A 16329-nucleotide genomic window follows, 5' to 3' on the forward strand; every position below is an offset into this window, starting at 1 on the left:
GCTTCCCGGCGCGCGCCGTAATCTTTCGTCCGCAAACGCAATTTGACCCCTGGAATGGGAGGTCGGCGTGCGCGATGCGGGACTTGAACGCGCAATTGATGCAGCGGGCGGCGTGGCCGAGCTTGCCCGTAAGATCGGTATTGCCCAGCCTTCAGTGTCGAACTGGAACAGGGTGCCTGCGCAACGCGTGATCGCGGTCGAGGCCGTAACGGGCATTCCCCGCACGCTGCTTCGCCCCGATCTCTACAGCGAGCCCGTCGTGGTTGGCGACGCGGTTGATCCGATCGATGCCGCGCGCGCCCGGGAATATGCGCTGCTTGCAAACTTGCTTTGGTCCGCGCCATCGGCCGCATTGCTTGAGCAGATCGCGCAGCTGAAGGGCGATGCGACCCCGCTGGGGCGCGCCCATGCAGCTCTTGCCGATGCTGCATCGGTCGCCGTCGTGTCCGAGGTCGAGCGCGAATATTTCGATCTGTTCGTCGGTCTCGGCCGTGGCGAGTTGCTGCCTTACGCGTCCTATTACCTGACCGGCTTTCTCAACGAACGTCCGTTGTCGCGCCTGCGCGACGATCTGGCTCTGCTCGGCATCGAGCGGGTTGAGAACAATTTTGAGCCCGAGGATCACGCGGGGACGTTGTGCGAGATCATGGCGGAGCTCGCGGCGGCGAGCCCTACGCCATCGCCGGACGCACAACGTGTTTTCTTCGAGAAGCACGTCTCGCTCTGGATGGGACGCTTGTTCGCCGACATGGAGAAGGCGGAAAACGCCGGATTCTACCGATCGGTCGGGACACTCGGACGGGTCTTTCTGGAAATAGAAGCCGAAGCTTTCACATTCGCCAACTGACCGGCTCCGCTGGTCCAGGAGTAACGCGATGAGAGATGAGAGGAAAACGACAGCCGGCCGCCGCGACTTCCTTCGCAAGGCCGGAATCGGCGCCATCGGCGCGGGAGCGACACTGGCGACACCCTTGATTGCGCCCGCACAAGCCGACAGCGAGACCGACGATGAGAAACGCAAGGCGCGATACAAGGAAACCGACCACGTGAAGGCCTATTACCGCGTCAATCGTTACCCTGGTTGAGGGAGGCGGCCGTGCTGATCAAGAGAACACAACAGCGTTCCGCAATCACCTCAAGCGGATCCATCGCGGCAGGCTTGTCCGGACAACGGAGCGGTCTCGACCGCCGCGCTTTCCTGCGCCGATCGGGCCTTGCTGGGGGGGCGCTCGCCGCGTTGACCACGCTGCCGCCCGGCAGCGTGCGGACGGCAAAAGCGGCGATAGCAGGTCCGCTCACATCCGGGGCGGCGGTTCGCAAGAACATTTGCACGCACTGCTCCGTGGGATGCACCGTGACCGCGGAGGTACTGAACGGCGTCTGGATTGGTCAGGAGCCGAGCTGGGATTCTCCGATCAATCGCGGATCGCATTGTGCGAAGGGCGCATCCGTGCGCGAGCTCGTGCACAGCGAGCGTCGGCTGCGCTATCCGATGAAGCTTGTGGGCGGACAGTGGACACGCGTTTCCTGGGACACCGCGGTCAACGAAATCGGCGACAAGCTGTTCGAAATTCGTGAAAAGTCCGGTCCTGACTCCGTTTACTGGCTCGGATCGGCCAAGATGACCAACGAAGGCTCCTATCTTTTCCGCAAGCTCGGCGCATTCTGGGGCACCAACAACACCGACCATCAGGCACGCATCTGCCACTCAACGACCGTCACCGGCGTGGCCAATACCTGGGGCTACGGTGCGATGACGAACAGCTACAACGATATCCGCAACGCCAAGACCCAGATGATCATGGGCGGGAATCCGGCCGAGGCGCATCCGGTCTCTTTACAGCATCTGCTGGAGGGCAAGGAGCTTCAAAAAGCAAACTTCATCGTCATCGATCCGCGCCTGACACGGACCGCGGCCCACGCGACCGAGTATGTCCGGATGCGGCCAGGTACCGACATCCCGGTGCTCTATGGCATCATGTGGCACATCCTGCAGAACGGCTGGGAGGACAAGGAGTTCATCAGGCAACGGGTCTACGGGTTCGACGATCTCCGCAAAGAGGTGGAGAAATGGAATCCGGAGGAAGTCGAGCGCGTCAGCGGCATTCCTGGCGAACAGCTCAAGCGTGTCGCCAAGATGTTCGCGACGGAAAAGCCGTCGACGCTGATCTGGGCCATGGGGCAGACCCAGAAAACAGTCGGCACCGCCAATGTGCGGGCGAGTTGCATCCTGCTGCTAATGACTGGAAATGTCGGCGGACCGGGCATGGGCGCCAACATCTTCCGCGGCCATGACAATGTGCAGGGAGCGACCGACGTCGGGCTCGATATCGTCACGCTGCCGTTCTACTACGGCCTTGCCGAAGGTGCCTGGAAGCACTGGGCACGGGTTTGGGAGGTCGACTACGACTTCCTGAAGTCGCGCTTCGACTCCAAGCAGATCATGGAAACCCCTGGTATCCCGCTGACCCGCTGGTTTGACGCGGCAACCCTGCCGAAAGAGCAGGTCGCGCAGAAGGACAACGTGCGCGCGGTGTTCGTGCAGGGACATGCCAGCAACAGCATTACGCGCGTTCCGGAATCCCTTAATGGTCTGAAGGCGCTCGAGCTGCTCGTCATCGCCGACCCGCATCCAACCACCTGGGCATCGCTGTCGGTCGAGGCGGGACGCAAGGACGGCGTCTACATTCTTCCGGTTGCCACGCAATTCGAGTGCAAGGGATCGCGCGTGGCTTCGAACCGCTCGCTGCAGTGGGGCGAGCAGATCGTAAAGCCGATCTTCGAATCGAAGGATGACCTCGAAGTCATGTACCTCGTGGCGAAGAAACTCGGCTTCGTCGACAAGATGTTCAAAAATATCAAGGTCGAGAACAACCTGCCGGAGGCCGAAGATATCCTGCGCGAGATGAATCGCGGCAGCTGGTCGACCGGCTATTGCGGACAGTCGCCCGAGCGTCTCAAGGCGCACATGAAGAACCAGGCCAAGTTCGACTTCCTGACCATGCGGGCGCCCAAGGACGATCCGGAAGTCGGCGGCGATTATTACGGTCTGCCGTGGCCGTGCTGGGGCTCGCCCGAGGTGCGCCATCCCGGCACTCCGTTGCTCTACAATACCAACCTGAGTGTGATGGATGGCGGCGGCACGTTCCGTCCGCGCTTCGGCATCGAGCGCGAGGAGAAGCTGCCTGACGGCACCACGCGCAAGGTGAGCCTGCTTGCGGACGGTTCTTACTCCAAGGACTCGGAGATCAAGGACGGTTATCCGGAATTCACGCTGGCGAGCCTGAAGAAGCTCGGCTGGGACAAGGATCTCAGCGAGGCGGAGATGGCCACCATCACCAAGATCAACTCCGCCAATCCGGATGCGGTCTCATGGTCCCTCGACCTGTCCGGCGGCATCCAGCGCGTAGCGCTCAAACACGGCTGTGTGCCCTATGGAAACGGTAAGGCGCGCATGAACGCGTTCGGCCTGCCCGATCCCATTCCGGTGCATCGCGAACCGATCTACACGCCGCGCGTCGATCTGGTTGCAAAATATCCGACGCTGCCCGATGCCAAGCAATTCCGCCTGCCGAACATCGGTTTTTCCGTGCAGAAGGCCGCGGTGGAGAAGGGCATCGCGAAGCAATTCCCGCTCATCCTGTCGTCGGGGCGTCTCGTCGAATACGAGGGCGGAGGCGAAGAAACTCGCACCAACCCGTGGCTTGCCGAATTGCAGCAGGACATGTTCATCGAGATCAGCCCGGCTGATGCCGCCGATCGCGGCATCAAGGATGGCGGCTGGGTCTGGGTGACTGGCGCCGAAAACAATTCGCGCGCCAGGATGAAGGCGCTGGTGACCGAACGCGTCGGCAAGGGGGTCGCCTGGATGCCCTTCCACTTCGGCGGCTGGTTCGCAGGCAAGGATCTGCGCGGCAATTATCCGAAGGGCACCGATCCGATCGTGCTCGGCGAAAGCGCAAACACGATCACCACCTACGGATACGATCCGGCGACCGGCATGCAAGAGCCCAAAGTCACTCTCTGCCAGATCGCGGCGGCATAAGGAGCAACGACCATGGCACGTATGAAATTCCTCTGCGACGCCGACCGTTGCATCGAATGCAATGCCTGCGTCACCGCCTGCAAGAACGAGCACGAGGTGCCCTGGGGCATCAACCGGCGCCGCGTCGTCACCATCAATGACGGCAAGCCGGGCGAGCGTTCCGTCTCGATGGCCTGCATGCATTGCACCGACGCCCCATGCGCGGCGGTATGCCCGGTGAATTGTATCTACACGACGGCCGACGGTGTCGTGCTTCATTCCAAGGACCTTTGCATCGGCTGCGGCTATTGCTTCTACGCCTGTCCGTTCGGCGCGCCGCAATATCCGAAGGTCGGCAACTTCGGCTCGCGCGGCAAGATGGACAAGTGCACGTTCTGCGCCGGAGGGCCCGAGGCCGACGGCAGCAAGGCGGAGTACGAGAAATACGGCGCAAACCGTCTCGCCGAAGGCAAGTTGCCGCTCTGCGCCGAGATGTGCTCGACCAAGTCGTTGCTTGCTGGCGACGGCGAAATCATTGCCCAGATCTACAAGGAGCGTGTGATGAAGCGCGGTTACGGCTCTGGCGCCTGGGGCTGGAAGACCGCGTATCGCGAGACGATCGAGTCCTGAAAGACCACATCGCCAGCGATTGCCCAGTATCGGGAGGAATTGATGGTGTGTTTTGCACGATTTGCCCGTCTCGTGATTGGCACGGGCGTGCTGCTGCTGCTCATCTGCGCGGCTTCACCGTCCATCGCCCAGCAGGTCAACCCGACAGCGAGCTCAGTCAAGGAGCAGCAGCTTCTCCAGGAGCTGAACAGGGTCCAGGGACGCGTCAGCATCCCCGACCAGCGCTCCGGCGTGCTCGAGCAGCCGGCAGGCCGTGAATGGCGTGAGTTCCGGAACGTGACGCTGCACTGGATAGGCGGTGTCGCCATTCTTGGCATGCTTGCGGCGTTGATCATTTTCTATCTGACCCGGGGCATGGTGCGGCTTCAGAGCGGTCGTTCGGGCCGGACCCTCGTGCGCTTTAGCTCATTCGAACGCTTCGTGCACTGGATGACGGCGACCTGCTTCATCGTTCTCGCGCTTTCGGGATTGAACGTCACCTTCGGCCGTACGCTGCTTCTGCCCTTGATGGGTCACGAAGCGTTTTCCGAATGGTCGCAATGGGCGAAATATGCGCACAATTACCTAAGCTTCCCGTTCACGATTGGCGTCGTTCTGATCTTCCTGATGTGGCTCGCCGGCAATATACCGAATAAGGTGGATGCCGCTTGGCTCAAGCGCGGCGGCGGCATCGTGGGTCACGATCATCCGCCGGCCTATCGTTTCAACGCCGGCCAGAAGGCAATCTATTGGATCGTTGTGATTGGCGGGGGCCTGGTGGCAGCCACCGGATATGAGCTGATGTTCCCGTTCTATCTATCAGGTATCGAAGGGATGCAGCTCGCGCAGGTCGTCCACGCCACCGTGGCGATGCTGTTCATGGCGGTGATGCTGGCCCACATCTATATCGGTACGATAGGCATGGAAGGGGCGTTCGAGGCGATGGGTAGCGGCACCGTCGACGTCAACTGGGCGAAGGAGCACCATAGTCTCTGGCTCGAACAGGAGAACGCGCGGACCGGTGCAAACGACGCGCGAACACAGCCCACTGCCGCGGAGTAGGTGGCGCACGCAGCCCCAGACGTTTAGCGCGTCCCACTAAAGGCGCACGCCCGTCGTTGCAAAGGCCTGTTGCACCGGCTCCTGCACGCGGTTTAAAACCGCGGCCCCAATTGCTGCCAGAACAATGGCGGCCGCACAGGCGAGCAAAAAGGACTTCATCGCCGTTCTCCCAAAAACCGGGATTTCGTGAGCTTACACAAAACGGCTCATCGCGGATAGCGCTGCGCTGTCCCTCCGACTGATGCGCGCTGTGCGGGTGGCCTGTGCACACGCATCCTCGTGTGCACTGAGAATCCGAAGGCGCGATTTTGCTTCCAATCGGTGCATATATCATCCTAGAAGAAGCAATCTGTGCAAGCCGGATCGTGCCAAATTCCTCAATCCGTCCAACTACATAGAGGCCGGGCGGGACAAAATAGATCAGCGAAATTAATGACTTGCGTTGGAGATTTTCCGTTGCGGTGATGGATTGGAGCGAGAGCTCAAGTTTTTCAGTGCGGTTGGCTCTCTCCGGCGCACTGCCTCTCCACTGTATCCAGCTCTCTGAAACGACGGCAAAGCATGAACATGGCGCTACATTGGTTGTCGCGACTAGTTCTGCGATGTCGCCCGTAGTCACCGTGCGAACCGTAGCTTCGGAACGTGGAGTCGCAGGACGGATTTTCCCGTTCAAGAACATGGTGCAGAAAGCTCGAGCGCCGCTCGGCGTCGGACTCGAAAGGAGAAAACCGTCGGTTAGATCGCAAGCCGAGCTGAATGTTGGTATCGATGGTTGCATCTCCGGGAATTGAACCTACGGAGAGGACCTGAGCATCCCCATCGTCGTTTGGGTCTCGATGGACCTCGGTTGCTCGAGCTGGATCAAATTGGTCTATGATGGATTGGAATGAGAGTTTCGGTTTCTCAAGCGGTTAGAGGGCTATGTGTGCACGACGTGTGCACCGGGAGATCACGAAAAGCCTTGTGATAGCAAATGTGAGCAGGCCATCTGAAGCCGGCCAGGCGACATGAAGTGGCCGATGCGCATGACACAACGTTCGGTGCGTAGGGTGAGTGACGGACGACGAGCAGCCTCGGTTATCGGACGCAGGAAGCTTGGCACCTCTTGCGAGACATTCACGCGCTCCGTTTCGTCGAACTCAAGAACGATGGGTGCTTGCCGCGGCGTAAACCCTGTGTGACATTGATCACAGCGAGCAGCCGGACGCCCCCGTATGTATGTGATCACGGATCGAGGGGATGGCCCCTCCCGAAAACAGGAGAATGGCTATGAACAAGTTCGACCATGAAATGTCGATGGAAGCCCTCGATCGTGTCGTCGGCGGCGCGGACGGTGATGGCAATGGCACCGGCACGGGTAATGGCGGTCACGGCCTGGTTCGCGGAATCAAGCAGGTCATCGGCGCCGTGGAAGGTATCGTTAAGTCGATTTGGCCTTTCTGATCTTCGCTGGAATCTGCACTGTCACGCGATCGGCGATACACAACGCGGCGCAGTGAATCAAAGACTTGCTGCGCAGCGATCGCGCAGCAAGTTGCCTCCATCCGTTATCAGGCCATAAGCTGCCTCCGCGCGAACTCTGCAAATGCGCCGGCTCCGCTCGTCAGCTCGTCATAGCTTCCCGATTGCACAATCTTGCCACCGACCAGCATCACGATTCTGTCCGCATGGCGGATTGTGCTCAGCCGGTGTGCAATGACGATCCGCGTGACGCTCAGCCGTTCCAGCGATGCTCCGACGATCGCCTGCGTCTGGTTGTCGAGCGCACTCGTTGCTTCGTCAAAAAGCAGGATGCGTGGCGAACGTGCCAACGCGCGGGCAATGAGGACCCTCTGGCGCTGTCCACCTGACAGTGTGTTGATGCCTTCCGCAACGAGCGTGTGCATACCCATCGGCATCTGCCTGATATCGGCGTCGAGCGCCGCTAGCCGGGCGGCCTCCCAGGCTTTGTCCAGCGTCAGGTCGACGCCGCCGCAAATGTTTTCGTATAGACTACCCGTTGCCAGCTTGGTGTCTTGCAGCACAACGCCGAGCTGGCGGCGCACGTCATTGGTCTCGATCGTGTTCAGCGCCTTGCCATCATAGAAGATCGTCCCGGCTTCCGGTCGTTCGAAATCCAGCAGCAATCGCAACAGCGATGATTTCCCGCTGCCCGAAGGGCCGACAATCGCCACATATTCCCCTCTCGAAACACGCAGGGTGATGTCGTCAAGGACGATCGGTCCACCCTGGATATAGCGGAAGGTAACGCCGGAGAACTCGATCTCGCCCAGGAGCTCGCCCGACGGCCGTCGATCTTCTGTGATTTCAGCGGCAGTGGAAAAGATCGGCTTCAGCCGGGTGAGATGGGGGATTACCACCAGGGATTCGCTCATGCTCGAGGCAATGTTGCCGATCGCTGCCGTGGTCTGGCCGAACGCGGAGAGAAAACCGAGAAAGGCGCCAAGGTCAGCCAAGAGCTGACTGTTGGTGCGCGAGGCGATCGCAAAAATGGTCAAGGTGGCCAGCAGGGGAAAGGCCGTCTCGAAGACGACCAGAACGTTAGCCGCTCGTTGCGAGGCGATGAAGTAGCGCTTCTGAAGAGCGAATTGTCCCGACCAGCGCGCCAGCGCGCGACTTGCGGCGTTCGCCACGCGAAGCTTACTGACACCGGCGATCAGTTGCAGCACAAATCCGCTGACCTTGCCTTGCAGATTGAAGTGCTGGCTTTCGTAGTAGATTCGCACGGCGCTTGTTGCGACGATCGCGGCCGCCCGCAGGGCGATCAGCAGGAGCGCAATGCTGCCGAGCCTGAGGTCATAGTAGAGCATGAGCCCAATACTGAAAATGCCGAACAGCGCCGATGTAAAGCCTCGCAAGGTCCGACCGGTGACGATCTGGCGCGTCGCTTCAATCCCCATCGAGCGGTCGACCAAATCTCCGGTGGTGTAGTCGCGAAACAGCGACGCCGGTAACCGGAGCAGGCGATCGATTAGGGCGGCCTGGAGCTTGTAATCGAGGAGGCCTTCGAGCCTGAGCGTGACCAGTCCCTGCATTCCCTGTAGTCCCGCAATCGCGATCGCGGTAATGGAGAGCGCTGCCGCGCAAACGACGAGCTGGTCGAACTCCGTGCGGGGGATCACGGAGTTGACCAGCAGATTCGTCACCAGCGGCGGTATCAGTGAGAGCAACCCGATGGCAATGATCGGGAGGATCATGCGGACCATGCTGCCGGAGAGGCCTCCGGTCGCGAATGACAACAGATCACGATAGCGGAGTGGGTGCGCCGGCAGGGTCTTGTAGAAGCTGACCGCTTCCGGCGCGAGATCGTTTGCAACCGAGCTGCTGACCGGTTGGCGCCGCCCCTGTCTCGGATCGATCATCGTGTACCGGCCATGCCGGTCCCGGATTAGAGCGACCGGGGCGCTTTCGGGGCCATGCCATCCCAGCAGCGGACCGGCATCGGAGCTCCACCAGCGATCGCGCAACTTGACGCGGCGAACTCGCAGTCGTGATGCGCGGGCGATTTGTAGAACCTCGTCGAAGTTCTGGCCTGCGGGATGCGTTCGGCTCGCGTGAGTGATCGAGCTTCCCAACGCGTCCGCAACGAGGCGGCAACTGGCGAGCAGGGGATCGCCGGCATCCAGCTCGACCTGCGCGCGACCGCTCGGCGCGGTGATAACTTCGGATAGACGCTCAAGGGCATCCAGTGTCCGTGCGCGGGTAAGTTCCGCTCGCCGGGCGAGCTGCTGCCGTTCCGACGACCGTTGATGTCCCAGTGACCGCTCCAGACTGGCGGCAATCACGGCATGGAAGCGATCAAGTGCCGGCCAGACCAGAGGTAATTCGGGCGCGTTCGACTCCGCCATGATCCTGGATCCGCTCTCGCCGGCTTTCAGCCAGACCTCCGCCGTGAGCGGAATGCGGACTATTCCGGCCTCGAAGACGAGGTCGAGATCCAGAGGCTTCACGCTTCCTGCTTCGATGCGGGCCCACACGATGTTCCGCTTCGGACCGCGACAGCGCTCGCCCGGATGCAGGTCTCTCGTTTCGCCGCCGATCAATTCGGAAGCGTTGTCCGATCGGGCCGAGCCGGCCGCAAGCATCGACAACCGGGCTATCCAGTTGGACAAACGGTCTGAGGCGATCTCACTTCGCGGGACCGTGATGACCTCGGCGTCAGGGCCCCCGACTGCTACCAGCTGCAGCCCGATCGCCGCCGACCTTTCACAGGCCGTGTGCAAGTCCAATATGACTTCACCAATTTCGCATCGAAGCAGATGATGTCTGACGCCGTTCGTCTCCACGGCGAAGATGTCGACATGGCCCGCACTCACCTCCAGTACTTGATCGCGTTCGTTGAGGAGAATGGGATGCCGCGGATCGATCGCCACGCGGCGAGTGGCCGAGGGGGCCGTCGGCCGTCCGGTCGCAAACTCATCCTTGGCGATGGAGTTGCTCATTCGCTTATCACGAGCCTTGCGTAGGCGCCCTGGAGCGAGACAAGCTGTTCGTGGGTACCGCGTTCCACGATCCGGCCATGCTCTAGCACGATGATTTCGTCGCAATCGCGCACCGTGCTCAAGCGATGTGCGATAATAATGCATGTGCAGCCCCGACGTCGCAGGTTGTCGTCGATGGCCTTTTCCGTGATCGGATCGAGGGCGGCCATTGCTTCATCCAGGACGAGAATTGACGGATTGCAGACCAACGCGCGGGCGATCTCGATACGTTGGCGTTGACCTCCGCTGAAATTGCCGCCGCCCTCGTTGATGTGGCAGTCGTAATTTCCGGGACGCGTGGCGAGGTCGTGATGAATCAGCGCATCCCGCGCCGCGGCGATCAAGTCGCGCTCATCCACGGTTGTATCCCAAAGGGTCAGATTATCGCGCGCGCTCCCCTCGAACAGAAATATATCCTGGTCTACATAGGAGACGGAATTGGCGAACTCCTGGGGTGGAAGGTCCGCCAGCTTCCATCGATCGAACAGAATTTCTCCCGCCCACGGCTCGTACAGCCCACAGATCAATTTGCCGAGCGTCGATTTTCCGCTGCCGGAGACTCCGACGAGCGCCACCCGTGATCCCGCAGGGATCGTCAGCGACAGGTCGTCCAGCAGTGGCGTTTCGAGAACCGAGTAGCCGAAGCTGATGTTGCGAAGCTCGACCCTGCCGGCAAGCTTTGGCGGAACGCTATCGATAACCTTGCCGGGCGAGTTGGGCCGCAGCGGATACTTGCGAATATCCTCGAGTCGTTCGAGTGCGCCCTTGATGGTTTGCAAGCTGCCGAAATAGTTGACGAGATTCTCGAATGGCTCCGAGAAGTTCGCCGCGAGCGACTGGAATGCAACCAGGCTGCCGAGCGTCAGCGAGCCCTCGATGACCCTCAAACCACCCAGCCCAAGGATCGCGGCGACCATCAACCCGGAGAGCAGCGTCGGCACCATGTCCATGATGATGGCCGATGCACCGAGACTCCGTTCAGCGTTCAGGTTGTTGGCCTGAAGGCCTGCCCATTTGCCAAACGCATCATCCTCAAGGCCGCTCGCCTTGATGGTTTCGATGGTGCGCACCAGGCCCACCGTGGCACCGAGGAGCTTGCCCTGTTCGACCGCGAGCCGGTAGCTGAGGTCCTGCCGTCGTGCTCCGACCAGGCGAAGCAGGAGAACGTTCAGGAAGGCGATTGCGACACACAGCACCGTCAGGCTAATGTCATAGACCGCCATCGCAGCAGCGAACAGAAGCACCGACGTCAAGCTGAGCGCGTTCATCGTAATGCCGCCGGACAACAGACGCGCGACCTGTTCATTTGAGGCGACGCGGTTGGCAACGTCGCCGGCATGGCGCTGGTTGAAGAATTCCAGCGGCAGCGCCATCACACGCCAGAGGAAGCGGCTGGTCATGACAACAGAGAGCTTGGCTTGCAGCCGTAGCACCACCGATTGACGAACTGCGACCATCACGGCGCGGCAAGCCGCCGTCAACGCCATTCCGATCAGGAGCGGCATCAGCCAGCCATTGCTGTGCTGGATGAGAATATTGTCGACAAAAATCTTGGAAAAACCGGCGGCAAGGATATTTGGAACGACAAGCGCGACACTTGCGATCACCAGCAGAACAACTGCCGCCCTCGAGTGACGCAGCTCTCGCAGCAGCAGCCGGAGCCCGTCAGGCTTGCTGCCGACCACCCTGAACTCTGCGCCGGGCTCAAAGGCCAACACCACTCCGGTGAAGGCAAGATCGAGCTCGGCCATGCTGATGCGTCTGCGGCCGGTCGCAGGATCGTTGACAAAGGCATGCCCGCCCTTGATGCCCTCCAGGACCACGAAATGATTGAAATTCCAGTGGATGATGCAGGGCGTCGGAAGCTGGGTCAGCGCCGGCGGCTCGACACTGTACCCTCTCGCAACAAGGCCATAGCGCCGCGCCGCCCTGACGATATTGCTGGCCTTGCTTCCGTCGCGCGACACGCCGCAGGCGATGCGGAGTTGCTCCAGGGGAATCCAGGCGCCGTGATAGGCGAGAATGATCGCGAGCGCCGCGGCGCCGCATTCGACCGCCTCCATCTGCAAGACGACGGGGGTCCGCTCGACCCTTTTGCGCAGCAGTCCTGATAAGCGACCGAGTCGCGCGCTTGGCGACGAAGGAGAGGGCCTATCCATCAATTCCCGTGAGGTGCCTGATAAAGGGGATCACTAGATCGAGCGGTCGTTGCAGCCGTGTTGTGATTTCCGCGCGCGCCAGCGTCCCGCTCGTCAAATGAGTGGTAGGTCCCTTGCCCACGGCCCAGCGATAGCCGGTCGCAGTGGAATCATCCCCTTGAAGTGCCACCTCAGCGGCATATGGTGCGCCATTGTGAGAGAAGCGAGAGACAAGGCTTTCATTGTGCAGCGCAGCGCTGATGCCTTGAGGCGTCATCGGGAAGTCGGAGACGCTTAAGACCGTGCCGAGCATCATTCCGAACTCTTCCCGCTTTACCGTACTCGGCTCGAGATGAACCAGCATCCCCGACTTGATCTGCTTGCCGTGTTCAGCCGGGACATAGACGATGGCCTGGAGCCCGCTGCCCTCGCTTTCGATCTGGACCACGGGCATCCCGACCGTGAGTACCGAACCGGGAGAGATTTTCACTTCGAGGACACGGCCGTCCATCGGACTGAGGACCTGCGTATTCTGGCTGAGCTGCTCGGCGGCGGCATTCACCTGCCGGCCCGCTTCGTTCAGGGTGAATTCGGACTGCTGAACGTCGCGTTCGCGTTGTGTCTCCAGGTCAGTCTTCTGCGCCTTGAGCTTGAGAATCTCGTTCTGCGCGTCGAGGCGGCGCTGCTGCGCATCGGCCAGCTCTTGGCGCCGGTCCTCCAGAGTGCGTCGCGTCGTGTAGCCTTTCGCGAGCAAACCTTCGAGGTTTTTGACGTCGACTGACAGATAGTCAATGCGCTGGGCGGTCGCCTTGATGACTTGTTCGAGCGCAGCTTCGAGCTTTTCGAAATTCTGGCTCTTGGCGGCGAGCTCGGCCGCGACCTTCGACTTGAGGTCGCTATATTCGCGTTGGCGTTCCTGCAATACTTCGACCGCCGCCTTGTGCTTCTGCTCAATGTCGGTCTGAACGATCTGGGCGATCGGTTGACCAACGTTGACGTGGTCGCCGATTGCGACGGCAACGGACTGCAGCCGGCCAGCAGCGGCCGACACCGCGTCGACCACCTTGCCGCCATTGCTGATCAGGATTCCCTCGCCGGAGACGCGGGTAGGCACGCGTCCAAAAATGCCCCACACGACCGCAGCCACCACCGCAACGAGGAAAACGACCGTGATAATCCAGTCGGCAGGCTTGGTGACGACGACAAGCTGATCAAGCTGCTCGGGAGAGGTCGCGCGATCGAGTGCCGTCGCCCGAAATGCCCGTTGCGGCTCGGAGCTCGCACTCCTATTCTCCGGTTGGCGAAGCGCTTCCGAGGTGGACATATCAGCACGCAAAGCACTTAATTGATTGAATGAATATGCTGGTATCTTCGCATAGAACAGGCGTGGTCACAACAAAGGCCAGTTGCAAAACCGGGGGCGGAGCTTGAATGCGCACGCTGAGCGGCAAGGCAAGGCGGTTGTTTGCAGCGCACACGAAGCGGGCCGTGCTCGTAACGAGTGTGGCGCTGGGCCTGGTGTGGTCCCCCGGGTTGCGGGCGGGGGTCCTTTCCGAGAGCGACCTCAAGCAGGCGGAAGGCCTGAAGCCGTTGTTTGCGAATCTGATGACTAATCTCGTTGAGACCGCCAAGCGCCCGGACGTGCCGAACGGGGACATCGTCTGCATCAACTCCACGATCCGTGAGCTCCTGCAGATTTCCGACGAACTCGCCAGTTACGAATATCTGATCACGATGGAGAAAGATCTGACCGACGTCGGTGACGACAATCCGCTGCGAGGTGTCGTCAAGTTTGCGGTTGATAAAACCAATGTCATTCTTACCAGCGAGAGGAAGCGGCTGGTTCAGTTGTCCGAGCAATGCAGCAAAAATCCGGTGGGGTTCGGAAAGGCGCAGGAGGCATTGAGGGTCATCGATACGACGACCGGCATCCTGAGCTCCATTCGCGAACGCCTGTAACGCGTCGGGCGTTTGTTGACGCCGAAGGCGCGATTCATTCGAGGGTCGCTGGCCCCGCATTGTGCACGCTCCTTCGTTTTTTCTGCCGTGTGTTCGGACGTACTGTCCCTTCCTGAACTCCGCACAGCACAATAGGTCTGCTGCTCACATCGCGCGCGCGATTTGCGTCACGAGACGCGATTGTGCGGGCTGTGTTTGACGCCGGAAGGCGCGACAGTCGCGTCGCCCCTGGAACCCGCGCGGCTCAGATCAGCCGGCTCGATTGCGGTGTGGTGCAGCTCAGAGTGACGATCCTCACGGAAGCCTCCGGGCAGTGGGGACATGCTGCACTCCGGTTGCGGGGTGGTCCCGCACCATCAACACAGCAAGGAGGACTGAGATGACGCGTAGCATGAACGACAATGCAGCGACCCGCGAGCTTTCCATCGACGAACTCGACGCGGTGGCCGGCGGCAAGTGGAGTTGGGGAGATTTCGCCAAGTCGCTGTTAGGCGGAGGAGTGACGGGCGGCATGGGTGGTGCAGCGGTTGGCGGCATTGGCGCCGTACCCGGTGCCATTGGTGGCGGCCTTCTCGGCGGGATCGGGTACTGCATCAGCCAGCTCTTTTGAGCATGCCGTCCGGCCAAGGCGAAGACCGGGCCGCGCCCGCACCACGGGTTTCGCTTTGGCGGCGAGCATGATCTCAACTGGCACAAGCCCAACAGATGAGAGGAGCGTACCATGCAGGAAATTCGGGAATTGACCGGTGACGAACTCGATTCCGCGTGCGGTGGAAGCCGCAGCAATGGCGGAACCGGCGGTTCGGCTGTCTCCGATTTCATAAATTGGCTTTTGAGCCAACTTCACATTCCCACCTCACCGGGAGGACCCATTCGGAGCTAGCTCGAGTCTGGCTCGTGCCATTGGGCTATCGAAGGGGTCAATCGATGCGAGGTCTCGGAAACGAGAACCTCGCATTCTTCTGCGGCAGTGCGGCAAGCAGATTCTGCGCCGTTCGTCGCTGCGTCTCGGTCGGCGGCAAGGCCGACGATCCGGCAGAAAAAGGGGGGGGGGCGGTATCGCTTGGACAAGCTGCGTGATCAAAGTCACAGCGAGCTGGTTGTTGATGCGGCAAGCTGCACCCGGATGACAAGGATCATCCGTTCACCCGTTCACCTTAGACAGATGGAGATTATGATGAGTGCATACCAGAATGAGCATCAGACAGTCCGTCCGCTGTCCGACGAGGAAGTTGAATCCGTGACCGGTGGCTGCTTCGGAATCCCGGTTTCCGACGGTCATGGAGGAGTCATTTATGTTTCTCCGACTCTTGGGCGCGGTCCGTGGCTTCCGACCAGCACCGGACCCACCTTTCCGACGGGTGGTCCGTTCGGACCGTTTCCTGCGTGATCAACGGGTGCATGTCAGAGCCGGCGCTCGCAACGATGCCGGCTCTGGAGTTGCGCATTAACCGGCACAGCGAAGCTCCCCGGCGCGATTCTGCTTTGACGAGGCGAGGGGCCCCGGTTCATCTGAAGGCGGCGGACCGTTGGGCTTGCTGCCACCGGGGGTGGCAGTATAGTTGCGCGATGGCTATCAGCTCCCCCGAATTGAAAGCTTTCCTGCTCGCCACGCCCTTCTTCGGTGGGTTGTCAGATACAAGCCTCGATCTACTGATCTCAATGCTCGTCGAGCGCCGCTTCGACGTCGGAGCCACGATCGTAGCGGAAGGAGAGCCGGGTCGTTCGATGTTTATTGTTCACTCGGGCGAACTCGTAGTGAGCAAGCTTGGGCGTTCGGGCCGATCGATTCGGATGTCAGGTCTTGAGCCCGGTGATTTCTTTGGCGAGATGACGCTCATCGAAATGCAAAATCGATCGGCCTCCGTCGTCGCGAACAGCCCGACTGTGCTCTATGAGCTCGCGGCTAGAAGCCTCTACACCTATTGCAAGGCGGACATTCACGCGTACGTCTTGGTCATTCAGAATATCAGCCGCGAACTTTGCCGGAGGCTCCGTCGCGCCGACGACCGCATTGCCGAGTTGTTGGCGCAGCAGGCGGAGCAATAGTCGTCAT

Annotated in this window: 13 protein-coding genes; 9 read left to right on the forward strand and 4 right to left on the reverse strand. The window is 60.7% G+C overall.

Annotation, left to right across the window (positions count from 1 at the left end):
* The first annotated feature begins 67 nt into the window (after window positions 1–67).
* Genes FBZ93_RS38655 through FBZ93_RS38675 form a run of 5 tightly spaced genes read left to right on the forward strand, consistent with a single transcriptional unit; the run spans window position 68 to window position 5695 of the window.
* Window positions 68–847, forward strand: coding sequence for a molecular chaperone TorD family protein (locus FBZ93_RS38655; RefSeq protein WP_146992903.1), 780 nt, complete (start codon window positions 68–70; stop codon window positions 845–847).
* A gap of 28 nt (window positions 848–875) precedes the next feature.
* Window positions 876–1085 (forward strand): twin-arginine translocation signal domain-containing protein, encoded by a 210-nt coding sequence (locus FBZ93_RS38660; RefSeq protein ID WP_074128267.1) that lies wholly within the window; start codon window positions 876–878, stop codon window positions 1083–1085.
* A gap of 11 nt (window positions 1086–1096) precedes the next feature.
* Window positions 1097–4045 carry a formate dehydrogenase subunit alpha gene (locus tag FBZ93_RS38665; RefSeq protein WP_146992905.1) on the forward strand — a complete coding sequence of 983 codons (2949 nt, stop codon included), beginning with the start codon at window positions 1097–1099 and terminating at the stop codon, window positions 4043–4045.
* A 12-nt stretch (window positions 4046–4057) separates the two neighbouring features.
* Window positions 4058–4654: a formate dehydrogenase FDH3 subunit beta gene (fdh3B, locus tag FBZ93_RS38670; protein ID WP_066511431.1), complete on the forward strand. Its 597-nt coding sequence runs from the start codon at window positions 4058–4060 to the stop codon at window positions 4652–4654.
* A gap of 42 nt (window positions 4655–4696) precedes the next feature.
* Complete coding sequence (locus FBZ93_RS38675) at window positions 4697–5695, forward strand: formate dehydrogenase subunit gamma (protein ID WP_146992907.1); 999 nt, start codon at window positions 4697–4699, stop codon at window positions 5693–5695.
* Window positions 5696–5731: 36 nt separating this feature from the next.
* Here FBZ93_RS38675 and FBZ93_RS41810 read toward each other — a convergent pair whose 3' ends face one another.
* Entirely contained in the window at window positions 5732–5854 is a 123-nt protein-coding gene (locus FBZ93_RS41810) for a hypothetical protein (protein WP_283806591.1), read from the reverse strand.
* 1110 nt (window positions 5855–6964) lie between these two features.
* On the opposite strand from FBZ93_RS41810, the gene FBZ93_RS40985 reads away from it, so the two are divergent.
* Entirely contained in the window at window positions 6965–7138 is a 174-nt protein-coding gene (locus FBZ93_RS40985) for a hypothetical protein (protein ID WP_157863303.1), read from the forward strand.
* 107 nt (window positions 7139–7245) lie between these two features.
* Here the strand turns inward: FBZ93_RS40985 and FBZ93_RS38680 are convergent, their stop codons facing one another.
* The 3 genes from FBZ93_RS38680 to FBZ93_RS38690 are packed head-to-tail and all read right to left on the reverse strand — an operon-like array spanning window position 7246 to window position 13638.
* A complete protein-coding gene (locus FBZ93_RS38680; RefSeq protein WP_146992909.1) occupies window positions 7246–10137 on the reverse strand; it encodes an NHLP bacteriocin export ABC transporter permease/ATPase subunit in 2892 nt (963 codons plus the stop codon).
* Entirely contained in the window at window positions 10134–12335 is a 2202-nt protein-coding gene (locus tag FBZ93_RS38685; RefSeq protein ID WP_146992910.1) for an NHLP family bacteriocin export ABC transporter peptidase/permease/ATPase subunit, read from the reverse strand. The genes FBZ93_RS38680 and FBZ93_RS38685 overlap by 4 nt, the downstream gene beginning before the upstream one ends.
* Window positions 12328–13638, reverse strand: coding sequence for an NHLP bacteriocin system secretion protein (locus tag FBZ93_RS38690; protein WP_146992912.1), 1311 nt, complete (start codon window positions 13636–13638; stop codon window positions 12328–12330). Before FBZ93_RS38690 ends, FBZ93_RS38685 begins: the two co-directional genes overlap by 8 nt.
* 107 nt (window positions 13639–13745) lie before the next feature.
* On the opposite strand from FBZ93_RS38690, the gene FBZ93_RS38695 reads away from it, so the two are divergent.
* From FBZ93_RS38695 to FBZ93_RS38705, 3 genes are all read left to right on the forward strand, one after another.
* Window positions 13746–14273, forward strand: a complete 528-nt coding sequence (locus FBZ93_RS38695) for a hypothetical protein (protein WP_246667830.1) — start codon at window positions 13746–13748, stop codon at window positions 14271–14273.
* Between the two features lie 379 nt (window positions 14274–14652).
* Window positions 14653–14883 carry a Blp family class II bacteriocin gene (locus tag FBZ93_RS38700; protein ID WP_208764122.1) on the forward strand — a complete coding sequence of 77 codons (231 nt, stop codon included), beginning with the start codon at window positions 14653–14655 and terminating at the stop codon, window positions 14881–14883.
* Window positions 14884–15842: 959 nt separating this feature from the next.
* A complete protein-coding gene (locus FBZ93_RS38705) occupies window positions 15843–16322 on the forward strand; it encodes a Crp/Fnr family transcriptional regulator (protein ID WP_146992914.1) in 480 nt (159 codons plus the stop codon).
* Window positions 16323–16329 lie beyond the last annotated feature (7 nt).

Origin of the sequence: Bradyrhizobium macuxiense (assembly GCF_007993935.1) — a bacterium.
GTDB lineage: Bacteria > Pseudomonadota > Alphaproteobacteria > Rhizobiales > Xanthobacteraceae > Bradyrhizobium > Bradyrhizobium macuxiense_A.